Origin of the sequence: Conexibacter sp. W3-3-2 (assembly GCF_009707605.1) — a bacterium.
Taxonomy (GTDB): domain Bacteria; phylum Actinomycetota; class Thermoleophilia; order Solirubrobacterales; family Solirubrobacteraceae; genus Paraconexibacter; species Paraconexibacter algicola.
This window is the reverse complement of sequence record NZ_WLYW01000001.1, coordinates 4,736,580-4,748,668: the sequence shown is the minus strand read 5'-3', so window position 1 is coordinate 4,748,668 and position 12,089 is coordinate 4,736,580. Positions and strand designations below refer to the sequence as shown.

The window sequence follows — 12,089 nt, the reverse complement described above, 5'->3', positions numbered from 1 at the left end:
TCAGTAGCCCGAGGCGTCCAGGCCGCGCAGGAGCTCGACGACCGTCTCGCCGACGGCGTCGAGCGCCTGCTCGGAGGTCTTGTCGGGCGTGTCCTGCACCGTGTCGCGGTGCTCGTAGGTGAAGTCGATCAGGTCGATCGCCGGGATGCCCTCGTTGAGGAACGGCGTGTGGTCGTCGAACAGCGTGGCGCCCGTGCCCGCCGGGAAGACGTCGAGGACCCCGGCGCGGCGTGCCGCGACCCGCAGCCGCCGCCACAGGCCCTCGTCGCTGGATCCCTCGCGCGGGATGCGCTGCCCGATCCCGGCGACGTAGTCCAGGAGGATCATCGCGCGCGTCGAGCGCGCGTTGGCGCGCGCGTAGGCCTTCGAGCCGCGCAGCGCGACCTCGTAGAAGTCCGCGTCGGACTGCCCCAGCGGCTCCTCCTCCCCGTCGAACAGCACGAACCGCAGCTCGCGCGCGTCCTTCGGCCGCGACAGCTTGCGCATCGCCCGTGCCACCTCGATGACCCCGGCGGTCCCGGCGGCGCCGTCGTTGGCGCCGACGAACCCCGGTGGCTGCGCCTCGGTGTCGTAGTGCGCGCCGATGACGATCGCGGGCCGGCGGCCGGGGATGCGACCGACGACGTTCTGCAGTCCCGGATGGCCGGGCACCGGGACGAGCCGCCCGCGGGGCAGCCGCCGGGCGAGCTGCGGCGCGAGCTTCCGCAGGGCCGTCGAGCCGGCGGGCCGCTGCCCGAACGAGACCTGGTAGCGCAGCAGCGACATCGCCCGCGCGCCGTCGAACCGCGTGAGCGTCGCCGTCGGGACCGCCGGGTCGGGGTCCGCGGCGGACCGGGCGGCGGTCGCGGTCGCCGTCGGGGCCGTCGCCCGCGCCTCCCCGTCGGAGGAGTCGCCGCAGGCGGCGAGCGCGACGGTCGCCGCCGTCGCGGCCAGGACGGCGAGCACGGTCGAGATCAGGGGGCGGGGCACGGGCGGATCATCGCGCACGGGTCCATCCCATCTCCCAGAAGCCGAGCTCCAGGCGGGAGCACCCGGCGAACGCCGCGTGCATCCGGGCGCGGTGGGCCTCGGGCAGGCCGTCGGCCGCCCGGTCGACGAGCGCGCGGCTCCACGCGGCGAGCCGCTGGAACTCCGGGTCGGCGTACGTGGCGATCCAGGCCGTGTACGCGGCCGGCCGGTCGGCGGGCGTGGGCTCCTGGGCGAGGCGCTCCCCGATCTCCGCGTAGCCCCACATGCACGGCAGCAGCGCCGCGGCGAGCTCGGCGAAGTCCCCGAGCGTCGCGGTGCGCAGCAGGAAGTCCGTGTAGGCCCGCGTCGCGGCCGCCGGCTCCTCGCGCTCGAGCGCGGCGGCGTCGATCCCTAGGTCGCGGGCGACCCCCGGTGCAGCTCCATCTCCTCCCCCAGGATCGCCTGCGCGAGGTCGGCGAAGCGGCGCATCGTCTCCAGGTCGGGCGCCCGGGCCGCGCCGAGGGCCAGCAACCGCGCGTACTCGATGAGGAACACGTAGTCCTGGCGGACGTAGTGCTCGAAGCACCGCGGGTCGAGCGTGCCGTCGGCGATCCCGCGGACGAACGGGTGCGCGTGCTGGGCCTCCCAGAGATCGGCGCTCCGCGCGCGGAGCTCGTCGCTGAAGCTCACCGGCGCGGCTCCCGTGCGGGCACGCGCACGCGGGTGTCCGGGCGCGGCGGTGGCGCCTCGCGGTTGCCCGCCCGGTCGACCGCCACGGTGTAGAAGGCGTAGCGACTGCCGCGCGCGACCCGCACGCGCGCGCTGCCCGTGCGCGAGCTCGCGACGCGCCGCGCCGGACGCCCGTTGGCCGAGCGCCAGAGCTCCACCCGGGCGACGCCGCTGGCGGTCAGGCGGGCCGGTGCGCGATCGGCGCTCGTCCAGCGCAGGGTCAGGCGGCCGTCGCGCGGGCGACCGGGGCGGCGCAGCCGCGAGGTCGGCGCGGCACGGTCCAGGCGGCGTGCCGCGGTGACCGCGGCTCCCGCGTCGACGATGCCCCAGCCGAGCTCCGCGGTCCAGCCGGTCCCGGCCGGCCGGCGCGCGGTCTCCTTCAGCAGCCGCACGACCTCTGCGACCGACAGGTCCGGGTTGAGGTCGCGCACGAGCGCGGCGACCGCGGCCACGATCGGGGTCGCCATCGAGGTGCCCTGCAGGTAGGCGTAGCGGTCGTCCCCGTTGAGGGTCGCGCGGCAGCTGCAGCCGGCGTCGAACAGGCCGCCCCGCTCGAGCTCGGTGGTCTGTCCGGGGAACGCGCCGAAGAGGCCGCGCGGCCCGCCGCTGACGTTGTACGCCCCGTAGGCGGCGAGGGAGATCTGGGAGCCGAAGCCGGCGAAGCTCGCCCGCTCGTCGAGGAAGTTCGCGGCGGTCACCGACAGGCCCAGGCCCTGGGTGATGTCCGGCCCGGTCCCGGTGGGCTGCAGGACGTTGCTCGGGTCGCCCTGCTCCTGCACCGGCTCGTCGGCGGCCGCGGCCACCGGCACCGCGCCCTGGTCGACCGCGTACCGCAGGGCCTCGACGAGGACGCGTGCGGCGGGCTGCCGGCCGTCGGTGCCGAAGCTCATCGTGATCGCGTGCGCCCCCGCGTCGGCGGCCGCGACGATCGCCCGGGCGATGCTCGAGTCCGACAGGTCGGACTTGTAGACGAGCATCCGGCAGCCGAGCCCCGCGCCGGTGATGCCGATCCCGTCGTCACCGGCCGCGCACGCCATCGAGGCGACGTGGGTGCCGTGCCCCGTCTCGTCGGTGCGCGCGTCCCCACCGCCACGGTCGTCGAGGTCGACGGCGTCGATGATCCGGCCGGCGAAGTCCGGGTGCGCGGCGTCCACGCCGGTGTCGATCACCGCGACGCGCGCGCCCTCGCCGCGGGTGACGTCCCAGGCCGCGAACAGCCCGGTCCGCGCGACCCACCACTGCAGCGGCGTGTCCGGTGACGCCCGCGGCTCGGGCGTCACGAGGGCCGGGTCGTCGGGCACGAACCGCGGGGTGTGCCGCTGCTCGGCCTCCGCGTGGGCCACGCCCGGCAGGGCGCGCAGCCGGGCCGCGAACGCCGCGGGGCCGACCCCGGCCGGCGGGCGCACGACGACGGTGTCCAGGTGCGGCACCGCGATCCCGGTCGCGCGGGCACCGGCGCGCGCCGTGAGCGCCCGGACCGCCGCGGCGGTCGCGCGCGGGCCCTCGGCCGACCCGGCGGGCCGGTCGAGCGCCACGAGGACCCGGCCGGTCGCGGTGCTCGCGATGGCCGTCGGCGCCGGCCCGAGGACCATGGCGATCAGCGCGAGGACCGTGAGCGTTCCTCCGCGCTGTCGGGACGGGCCGGGCATCTGCACGAGCACGATAACTCCGCGGCCGGGTGTCCCGCAGCGGTTGCGGGCGGCGCGCCCGCGACCGCTCAGCTCAGTAGCCGAGCGCGAACTTGGCGTCCTCGCTCATCCGCTCCGCCGTCCACGGCGGCGTGAAGGTCATCTCCGACTCGACGGACTCGACGCCCTCGAGCTCGCTGACGAACTCGTCGATCTGCTCGATGACCTGCGGGCCGATCGGGCAGCCGGGCGAGGTCAGCGTGAACGTCACGTGGACGTGCCCGCCGTCCACCGAGATGCCGTAGATCAGACCCAGCTCCGGGAAGCTCAGCCCGAGCTCCGGGTCGATCACGTTCTCGAGCGCGGCCTCGACGTCGTCAACGGTCACCATGCGCCCAGTCTAGCTTGAGCGGTCGGCGGGCTCCGGGATAGGGTCGCGCCATCGTCGACTTCCACGATGAGCCCCCGTTCCTGCGCTGCTCCGGCGACGAGGACCGCACGACGCAGAGCCGCCGTCGCCGGGCGCTCTCGCGGGCGCTGCGCGCCCGCGGCGAGCTGGTCGTCGACCTCAGCGAGCTCGCGTGGGCCGACGCGTCGCTGATGCTCGACCTGATGATGGTCGCCCGCCGCCTGCGCCAGGTCGGGCACGGCATGGTGCTGCGCGGCGCGCAGCCGCAGATCGCGCGGCTGATCGAGCTCGTGGGACTGCACCGGCTGCCGGGCGTCCGCGTCGAGCCCGCGCCCGCCTGAGCGCGGCGCCACGCCGCGGGGTGGTCGCGCGCCCCGCTGCCGTAGCCTTGACGGTGCGCATGCCGCTCCTCCTGGTCCTCCTGTTCCTGCTCGTCCCGATCGTCGAGCTCTACGTGATCATCCAGGTCGGGCAGGCGATCGGCGTCCTCAACACGATCGGGATCCTGATCCTCGACTCGGTGCTCGGCACCGTGCTGCTGCGCTCGCAGGGCCGCGCGGTCTGGCGGCGCTTCAACGAGGCGCTGGCCGCGGGCCGGCCGCCGGCCCGCGAGGTCCTCGACGGGACGCTCGTCATCTTCGGCGGCGCGCTGCTGCTGACGCCCGGCTTCCTCTCCGACGTGCTGGGCATCGTGCTGCTGCTGCCGCCCACGCGCGCGGTCGTGCGGCGCATCCTGCTGCGCGGCGCGCTGAACCGGATCGCGTTCACGGTCGGCGGCCCGTTCGGCGCGGCCGGCGCGAACGCGGCGATGCGCGGCCGTCCGGGACCGCGCCGTCCCGCCGAGGACGACGTCGTCGAGGGCACCGCGCACGAGATCCACGACCCCCGCAAGGAGCTCCCGTGACCGTCACCGCCGAGCACGAGACCCCCCGGCCCGGACAGGGCGCCGCGTTCAGCGACGCCGTGACGTTCGCGTTCGGCGACCCCGCCGCGGACGTCTACGGCCTGGCCCGCATCGGCCGCTCCCCCGGCGAGGACGGCGCCCCGCAGGGCAGCGGCCTCGCGGTCCTGTTCTCCGGGCGCGAGCCGGTCGCGGTGCGTGCCGCGGGTGGCCTGCCGGTCGCCGGGGACGGCTGGGAGGGCGTCGACGCCGCCGGGGTCCGGACGACCGTCGAGGAGCCGCTCGCCGCCTGGACCGTGTCGTTCGAGAGCGAGGACGGCAGCTCGGGCTTCGAGCTGCGCTTCGAGGCCGCCAGCCAGCCGGGCGAGCTCGATCCCGAGAGCGACGCCGCACGGCTGGGCGGCATGACCGGCTACGACCAGCTCTGCCGCGTGACGGGGTCGGCGCGGGTGCGCGGCGGCCTGCGCCGCGTCGACTGCCTCGGGCAGCGCGGCCACTCGTGGGGCGCCCCGGACTGGGACGACGTGGCGCTGGCCCGGACGGTGAGCGCGTGGATCACGCCGACCGACGGCGCGACGCTGACCGCGATCCGTCCCAGCGACGGGCGCCGCGGCACCCGGACGCACGCCGACGAGGCGCTCGCCGCGACACTGTTCGCGCCCGACGGGGACGGGCCCGCCGTGGCCCTCGCGGTCGAGGAGCCCCGGCTGTCGACGACGATGGACGGCGAGCTGCGCCAGCGACGCGCCGGCCTGGAGCTGTGGGTCGATCCCGAGGGCTACCCGGCCCGGATCGCGGGCGAGGTGCTCTGCGGGACGTCCCTGGACCTGGGGCGGCTGCGGCTGGACTGCGCGTTCTTCGCCTGGTCGATGGACGGCCGCCACGGCGTGGGCCGCTACGACGTCGTGCGCCGGGTGGCCGCATGAGCCGCGGGATCGTCTGCGACTTCGGCGGCGTGCTCACCTCGCCGCTGCAGGAGGCCTTCACGGCGTGGGAGCGGCTGTCGGGCGTGCCGCTCAGCGCGCTCGGCATAGCGATGACCACGCTGACGGAGCGCACGGGCCGCCATCCGCTGTACGAGCTCGAGTGCGGCCGCGTGACCGAGGCGGCCTTCCAGGCCGACCTCGCCGCGCAGATGACCGTCGACCTGGGGCGCGAGGTGACGATGGACGGCTTCACCGAGACGTACTTCGCGAACCTGCACCCCAACGCCGAGCTGCTCGACTACCTGACGGTCCTGCGCGGAGAGGGCGTGCCGCTGGCGCTGTTGACGAACAACGTCCGCGAGTGGGGCCCGTACTGGCGGGCGATGTTCCCGGTCGACGACCTGTTCGAGGTCGTCGTCGACTCCGCGTACGTCGGGATCCGCAAGCCGGACGAGGAGATCTACCGCATGACGTGCGAGCGGTTCGGCCGTCCGCCCGAGGCGTGCGCGTTCATCGACGACTTCGCGCACAACTGCGAGGCCGCCGCCGCGGTCGGCCTGCATCCCGTCTGGTACCAGGGCGACGTGCCCGCCACGATCGCGGCGGTCGACGCGTTCCTGGGACGCTAGTTGTCGGAGCCCAGCCGGTCCCAGAGGTAGAGCTCGAGGCACTCGCTCGCGAGCTCGGTCGCGCGCTCGCGCGACAGGCGCGGCAGCACGGTCTCCAGCGCCTGCTCCTCCGCGACGCCGGCGTCGAACGCCTCCTCGCCGCGGAAGCCGGCGGCGATCTTCAGCGCCTCGCGCCGGTTCTCCCCGAGCTTCGGGAAGACGCCGGTGAGGAACTCGCGGTTGGCGATCGGATGCCCGACCTCCAGCGACGCGTGCCACGCGGCGAGCATCGACAGGTCGTGCTCGTCGAGGTCGGCGACCGCCTTGGCGTAGTGGGCCTCGAGGTCCTGCTCGGGGATCTCGTCGACCCACGCGCGGACGAGCTCGCCGAGCAGCTGCCGGCGGGCCTCGCGGCCGACGGATTCGGCGATGACGCGGATCGCGTCCTGGGGTTCGATGAAGCAGAGGGCCATTGCAGCTTCCTCAAGCGCTCGAGGGACGGTGCGGACGTGCTGCACCGTAGGCCGCGGACCGGACGGCAGATCGGTACGGACCCGTACGGTCGCGGCGGGATTCCCGCACGTTGCGACAACGCCGCCGGCCGGGGCCGCGACGGCGTTTCCCGCAGGATGCGGGGTGATCGTCGCGCGCGGTCGGGGGACCGTCACGGCAGGAGGTCCCCGGAGTCGCCGCCCGACGGCGCGCGGCGCGTGGGTGCGCGCGCGGCGGACGGGGCCGGCGCGACCGCCGCGCCGGACGCCGCCGGGGCCGGTTGCGCGGCCCGGGCCGACGCGACGGCGGCGCGCGGCACGACGGCCGGCGCCGGGCGCTCGGCCGGCCCAGGGTCCTCCAGCGTGCCGGGGCCGAACTCGCCGCCGCCGCTGCCACCGCTAGAGGCGGTGGCCGCGGTCCGCCGGGCGCTCCGACGGGTGCGCCCCCGATCAGGGTCCACGGTCGGTGCGACCGGGCGGGACACCGCCGTCCGCGCCGCCGTCGCCACGGTCGCGGCCGGCACCGTGACCGGCCGCGCGCGGGCCGCTCGCGCCGGCGGCTCGGTGGGCGGGCCCGGGTGCGCGGCGCGCTCCTGCTGCGCCCCGCGCGGCGGGACCACGACGCGCTCGACCGCGACCGCCCCACCACCCGCGATCGCGGCGGCCGACGCGGCGACCGCGGCGGCCTTGCCGCCGGTGAGCGCCTCGACCGCCGCCTGGGCCCGCGCGGCGGAGCCGACCGCGCGCTCCTGCAGCGCCACCCAGAGCCCGACCGCCAGCGGGGCGAGCGCCAGCGGCCCGCGGGAGCGGTGCGCCGTGCGCAGCTCCGCGCGGCAGGCCGGGCAGTTGCGCACGTGACGCCGGGCGGCGACGAGGTCCTCCGGGGCCGCGCGTCCGGACCGCAGCGCCCCGAGCAGCGGTCGCCAGCGGTCGCACTCCTCCCCGGACTCGATCCCCGCGATCCGGGCGCGCAGTCGCGCGCGGCCCTCGGCGAGCGAGCGGTTGACCTTCGTGCGCGTCCAGCCCAGATCGCGGGCGATCTCCTCGTAGCTCGCACCCGCGGCCTTCAGCCAGAGCGCCTGCAGCTCTGCCGGCTTGAGGTGCCCGAGCGCCTCGGTCGTGCGGTCCAGGCGCTCGCGCTCGAGCAGGCGCTCGTCCGGCGGCGGGACGTGCCGGGTGTCGCTGCGGTCGACCTCGTCGGCGCTGCCCCCGGGCAGCAGCCGCTGGCGCTCGGCGCGGACCGCCCACGCCTCCCGCTTGGTGACGGTGAAGAGCCAGCGGTGCGCGTCGGCAGGCTCCAGCCGGGCGGCGTGGCGCAGGAACAGCTCCAGCGCGCGCTGCAGCGCGTCGGCGGCGTCGTCCTCGCAGAGGCTGTGCCGGCGCGCGGTGCGCCGCAGCTCGTCGTGGTGTGCGGCGAGCGTCCGCGCGATCAGCGCCTGCGCCGCGTCCTGCCGGTCCTCCGTCGTCGCCACGTCCTGCCGTCCTCCGGGTCCCGGGACCGCCCCCACGACGGTCCCTGCACCCCCTCCGAGTCGACGGCCGGCACGGCTGCCGGAAACCTCGCGGCGGGGAACGCCGCGTCAGGATGCAGCGTCGGAGGGCTCCTCCGGGGCCGGGGCGGCGCCGAGCACCCGGGCGACGCGGGCGCGGACCTCGTCGTCGACGCCGACCGTGGCCGCGGCCCGCAGCCGCGGGGCCGTCGCCGGCTGTCCGAAGTTGCGCAGCGCGAGGTCCAGTGCCGCGGCGGGCACGCCGGCCTCCGCGCAGAGCTCCGAGGACCGGCGCGAGAGGTTGATCGCGTCCCCGATCCCGAACACGCGCTTGGCGGCGACGACGACCGGATCGGTCGCGTCGGTGCCGTACATGAGCGTCCAGGGCTCGAGCTCGACGAGCCCGAGGCGGCTGACGAGCACGAGCAGCTCGAACCGCGGCGAGCGGCCGAAGCCCGGCAGCCCGAGCCGCTCGAACGCCCGGTCGAAGCGCCGCTGCGGCGTCCACGCCGCGTCCCCGGCGAACGCCGCCTCCTGCGAGCCGGCACGCTGCGCCCAGGCCCGGTACGCCGCGAACGTGGCCGCGGCGCCCCGACGGCGGTCGATGCCGGCCCGCGGACCGAGCGGCAGCTCCCCCGGCTCGGGATCCGCCCCGTCCGCCCAGGTGGTCCGGACGGCGTCGATCGTCGCCCACGGCTCGTCGGTCTCCAGCGGGCCGAGCGCCGCGATCTGGAACGCGAGCCAGAACGCCTCCTCGCGGTCCTCGCCCGCGAGGCGCGCGACCTCGCCGTAGCGGCCGGGCGCGGCGAGCTGCAGCTCCTCGACCCGGGCCACGGCGAACCCGAGCTCCTCCGCCAGCCGTGCGGCGTCCGCGGTCGCGCGCAGGCCGGGCACGAGCTCGTTGGCGTAGCCGTCCTCGGCCGCGCGGGCCTCCTTGCGGACCACGACACCGGGACGCGTGCGGGTCGCGCCGCCGGACGCGGTGCGCGGCGGGCGGCGCGGGGCGCTGCTCGTGCGCCGCGGCGCGGCCTCGCCGCTCGCCTTCTTCGCCTTCGCGACGCAGACGGGACAGCGCTCCTCGAGACGGCCGTGGCGGCAGAAGGTCGGCATGCCCCGCAGTCTAGGAGTCCGGCCCGCCCGGCCCTCCCCGGGCGGTGCTCAGCGGTCGTCGTCGGCCCCGGTCCGCACGCCCCAGCTCGCGGCCAGGAGCGTCGGATCCTCCGCATACGGCGGGGCGACCTGCGCGCGCGTCCTGCGGGTCGGCCGCTCCCCGGCCCGCCAGCGCCGGCGCAGCTCCGGCGCGGTGCGGGTCGAGAAGGAGCCGAGCAGCTGGGCGCCGAGCACGGGCGCCAGCAGCAGGATCACCGACGGCAGCACGGACTTCTGCAGGTAGCAGTAGCCGTAGCCCTCGCCGGACGGCGGGCAACGCCCCTCGACGCCCTGCAGGGGCAGCGCCCAGCGAACCCCGAGCAGGACGCCGAGGGCCAGCAGCCCCCAGCGCACGATGGACGCGACGGTCGCCGCACGCGGACGCGGCAGCCGCCGGACGAGCCCGACGACGGCCCGCAGGACCGTCGCGGGCCGTGGGAGCGCGGGGCGCCGGCGCCGCGCCACGCGGGCCCGGACCGCCCCCGCGGGAGGCGACGGCGGGTGGCCGACCGGGGCCAGCGCGGCGTGCCGCGCGTGGCGCCGGGCGAGGTCCGCCGTCTCCCAGCAGGCCGCCAGCAGCGTGGCGTCCTGGCCGCGGCGACGGGCGCCGCAGCGGCGCACCACGCCCCGGGCCGCATGCGGGCCGGTGGGTGCGCGCCCGATCCCGACCGGCGCGCCGGACGCGCACCGCCCGCGGGGCGGGTCGTCCCAGGGACCCAGTTCCGCGAGCGTCGACGCCCGCTCGCCGAGCACGTCGGCGAGCCGGTCGAGGGGGACGCTCCGGGCCGCCAGCTCGGGCGCCACCGGAGCGGGTCCCGCGTCACGCACGTCGCCCCACGAGGCGGCGTTGAGCAGGACACGGGGTGCCACGGAGCGACGGTCGGCGCCGGTGCGCCCGTTCTCGGGCGCACCGATGCGGACCCGCGGCTCCGCCGCGACGTGACCTCGGTCCTCTCCGGTCCTCCCCGTCATCCGTGACATGCGAAGCGGATCGGCGACCGTCCGCGCCCACGCAAGGGGCCGGGCGAAAACTGGACCCGGACGCACGAGCGCCCTCCCCAGAACTGGGGAGGGCGCGGTGTGACGGATGTCGAGGCGGCTACTTGCCGCGCTTCACGGCGACGGTGTACGCCGGGCGCGGGTTGCCGGAGGCGTCGACGAGGCCGGAGTCGAAGCGCCCGCCCTCGTTGGCGGTCCAGTTGTAGAGGTAGAGCCGCTTGATCTGCTTGACCTGGCCCGCGATCTTGAACGCCTGCTTGACCGAGCGGGCCTGGCGCTGCAGGTCGAACGGGAAGCTGCCGCCGAACTGGGCGATGCCGCCGGTCTCGGTGACCCAGACCTTGGCGTTCTTCGGCAGGCCGTTCTTGACGATGAACTTCGTGCGCGTGGCGCTGCTGCGGTTCGTGTCGGAGTAGTTGTGCAGGCCGAAGACGGTCGGCTTGCTGCTCTTCGCGAACTTCACGAAGTTCTTCGCGTAGGCGGCCGTGCCACGGTACGCCTTGGCGTTGTTGCCGTCGAGCAGGTCGACCGCGACGATCGTCTTGCCCTTCGCGCGCTTCTTCAGCTCCTTGAAGAGCGCGGCGGCGCGCTTGGCGCCGGTCGCGCCCTTGCAGAGCGCGGCGGGCTGCGAGCCGCAGTGGTTGATCTCGTTCCAGGTCTGGTACGCCTCGACCTGCGACTTGAAGGCGGCGTGGAACTTCGCGACGGCCTTGCCGTAGGCGGCGGGCGAGGGCGCGGCGGACTTCTTGCCGAAGCGCGAGTGGTTGAACGCGACGAGGACCTTCGCGTTGCGGGACTTGGCGGCGGCCATGAAGGTCGCGACCTCGCGGACCTCCTGGGGGTGGTTCATCGCGTCCCAGGACACGATGTAGCGGACGTGCGTGACCTTCAGCGCCGGGAAGAACGGGCTGGAGAACATGCTGGGCTGCTGATCACCGATGCCGGTGGTGAACGCGGCCTGGCCGGTGGCCGGGACGGCGAGCAGGCCGGTGGCGGCGAGGCTCGCGAGGAGGGCGATGCGGCGCATACGGGTGGGGTACCTCTTCTGGGGTCGGGTCGGTCGGTCCGTCGAACGAGGCCAACAGCCTAGCGGCGGCGGAGTTGCGGCGTGCCGCGTCCGATGGACGGACGGGCCGTCCGTCGACGGACCGTCAGGTGGTGCGCCGGGAGAGCTCCCGCAGCCCACCGACGAAGATCGCGGACACGAAGGCGACGGCCGCCTCGACGTCCGGCGCGTCGTCGTCGAGCATCCGCACGCCGATCTCGAAGCCCGCCCCGACCATCGCTCCGGCGAGCACCTCGGGGTCCACGTCGGGCAGGTAGCCGGCGGCGATCCCGCGGCGGATGTCGTCGGCGAGGTCCTCGGTCGCGGAGCCCAGCGCGGGCTCGTCGATCATCGAGCGGATCGTCCCGGCGTTGCGGCGCAGCACGGCCAGCAGCCGCCGGTCCTCGACGAGGAACGCGTAGTAGGCGCGGTAGCCGTTGGAGATGAACTCCTCGACGCTGGTGCCCTCGAGACGGGCCTGCCGCACGCGCGCGCGGGCCGCGGGCGCCGCGTCCTCCAGGAGCGCGCGCAGGACGCTCTCCTTGTCGGGGAAGTAGTTGTAGAAGGTGCCGGTGGCGAGCTCGGTCCGGCGCACGATGTCGCGCACGGTCGCCGCGCCGTAGCCGAGGTCGCCGAAGACCTCGAGCGCGGCGTCGAGGATCGCCCGGCGGTTGGCGGCCTTCGTGCGCTCGCGCTTGCCGGCGGGGGGTCCTTCGGCGGTCGTCACGATCGCCACCCTAGCGATCGTGACGCCTGCGTCAACTTC

15 protein-coding genes are annotated in these 12,089 nt (G+C 76.0%); 4 read left to right on the top strand and 11 right to left on the bottom strand.

Going from position 1 to position 12,089, the window contains the following annotated elements:
- The 5 genes from GKE82_RS22745 to GKE82_RS22730 all read right to left on the bottom strand — a co-directional run bounded on the left by GKE82_RS22745 (window position 1) and on the right by GKE82_RS22730 (window position 3,696).
- Window positions 1-969 (bottom strand): M28 family metallopeptidase, encoded by a 969-nt coding sequence (locus GKE82_RS22745; RefSeq protein WP_154734857.1) that lies wholly within the window; start codon window positions 967-969, stop codon window positions 1-3.
- Window positions 970-976: 7 nt separating this feature from the next.
- Window positions 977-1,357 (bottom strand): hypothetical protein, encoded by a 381-nt coding sequence (locus tag GKE82_RS30195; protein ID WP_309233831.1) that lies wholly within the window; start codon window positions 1,355-1,357, stop codon window positions 977-979.
- Window positions 1,358-1,359: 2 nt separating this feature from the next.
- A complete protein-coding gene (locus GKE82_RS30190) occupies window positions 1,360-1,638 on the bottom strand; it encodes a hypothetical protein (RefSeq protein ID WP_309233774.1) in 279 nt (92 codons plus the stop codon).
- Window positions 1,635-3,326 (bottom strand): S8 family serine peptidase, encoded by a 1,692-nt coding sequence (locus tag GKE82_RS29280; protein ID WP_154734856.1) that lies wholly within the window; start codon window positions 3,324-3,326, stop codon window positions 1,635-1,637. Before GKE82_RS29280 ends, GKE82_RS30190 begins: the two co-directional genes overlap by 4 nt.
- A gap of 73 nt (window positions 3,327-3,399) precedes the next feature.
- Window positions 3,400-3,696, bottom strand: a complete 297-nt coding sequence (locus tag GKE82_RS22730) for a metal-sulfur cluster assembly factor (RefSeq protein WP_107570132.1) — start codon at window positions 3,694-3,696, stop codon at window positions 3,400-3,402.
- Between the two features lie 50 nt (window positions 3,697-3,746).
- On the opposite strand from GKE82_RS22730, the gene GKE82_RS22725 reads away from it, so the two are divergent.
- The 4 genes from GKE82_RS22725 to GKE82_RS22710 are packed head-to-tail and all read left to right on the top strand — an operon-like array spanning window position 3,747 to window position 6,170.
- Complete coding sequence (locus GKE82_RS22725; RefSeq protein WP_107570133.1) at window positions 3,747-4,055, top strand: STAS domain-containing protein; 309 nt, start codon at window positions 3,747-3,749, stop codon at window positions 4,053-4,055.
- A 59-nt stretch (window positions 4,056-4,114) separates the two neighbouring features.
- Window positions 4,115-4,618, top strand: coding sequence for an FxsA family protein (locus GKE82_RS22720; protein ID WP_154734854.1), 504 nt, complete (start codon window positions 4,115-4,117; stop codon window positions 4,616-4,618).
- Window positions 4,615-5,541 (top strand): hypothetical protein, encoded by a 927-nt coding sequence (locus GKE82_RS22715; RefSeq protein ID WP_107570135.1) that lies wholly within the window; start codon window positions 4,615-4,617, stop codon window positions 5,539-5,541. The genes GKE82_RS22720 and GKE82_RS22715 overlap by 4 nt, the downstream gene beginning before the upstream one ends.
- Window positions 5,538-6,170: an HAD family phosphatase gene (locus tag GKE82_RS22710; RefSeq protein ID WP_154734853.1), complete on the top strand. Its 633-nt coding sequence runs from the start codon at window positions 5,538-5,540 to the stop codon at window positions 6,168-6,170. Before GKE82_RS22715 ends, GKE82_RS22710 begins: the two co-directional genes overlap by 4 nt.
- On the opposite strand, the gene GKE82_RS22705 is transcribed toward GKE82_RS22710, so the two are convergent.
- From GKE82_RS22705 to GKE82_RS29275, 6 genes are all read right to left on the bottom strand, one after another.
- Window positions 6,167-6,622, bottom strand: coding sequence for a hypothetical protein (locus GKE82_RS22705; protein WP_107570137.1), 456 nt, complete (start codon window positions 6,620-6,622; stop codon window positions 6,167-6,169). The two genes, GKE82_RS22710 and GKE82_RS22705, sit on opposite strands and share 4 nt — an antisense overlap.
- A 191-nt stretch (window positions 6,623-6,813) precedes the next feature.
- Window positions 6,814-8,112 carry an RNA polymerase sigma factor gene (locus tag GKE82_RS22700; RefSeq protein ID WP_154734852.1) on the bottom strand — a complete coding sequence of 433 codons (1,299 nt, stop codon included), beginning with the start codon at window positions 8,110-8,112 and terminating at the stop codon, window positions 6,814-6,816.
- Window positions 8,113-8,220: 108 nt separating this feature from the next.
- Window positions 8,221-9,240 carry a hypothetical protein gene (locus tag GKE82_RS22695; RefSeq protein WP_154734851.1) on the bottom strand — a complete coding sequence of 340 codons (1,020 nt, stop codon included), beginning with the start codon at window positions 9,238-9,240 and terminating at the stop codon, window positions 8,221-8,223.
- Between the two features lie 48 nt (window positions 9,241-9,288).
- Entirely contained in the window at window positions 9,289-10,149 is an 861-nt protein-coding gene (locus GKE82_RS22690) for a hypothetical protein (protein WP_154734850.1), read from the bottom strand.
- A gap of 229 nt (window positions 10,150-10,378) precedes the next feature.
- Window positions 10,379-11,305, bottom strand: coding sequence for a hypothetical protein (locus tag GKE82_RS22685; RefSeq protein ID WP_107570141.1), 927 nt, complete (start codon window positions 11,303-11,305; stop codon window positions 10,379-10,381).
- Between the two features lie 124 nt (window positions 11,306-11,429).
- Window positions 11,430-12,050, bottom strand: a complete 621-nt coding sequence (locus tag GKE82_RS29275; RefSeq protein WP_199223983.1) for a TetR/AcrR family transcriptional regulator — start codon at window positions 12,048-12,050, stop codon at window positions 11,430-11,432.
- Window positions 12,051-12,089: the final 39 nt, after the last annotated feature.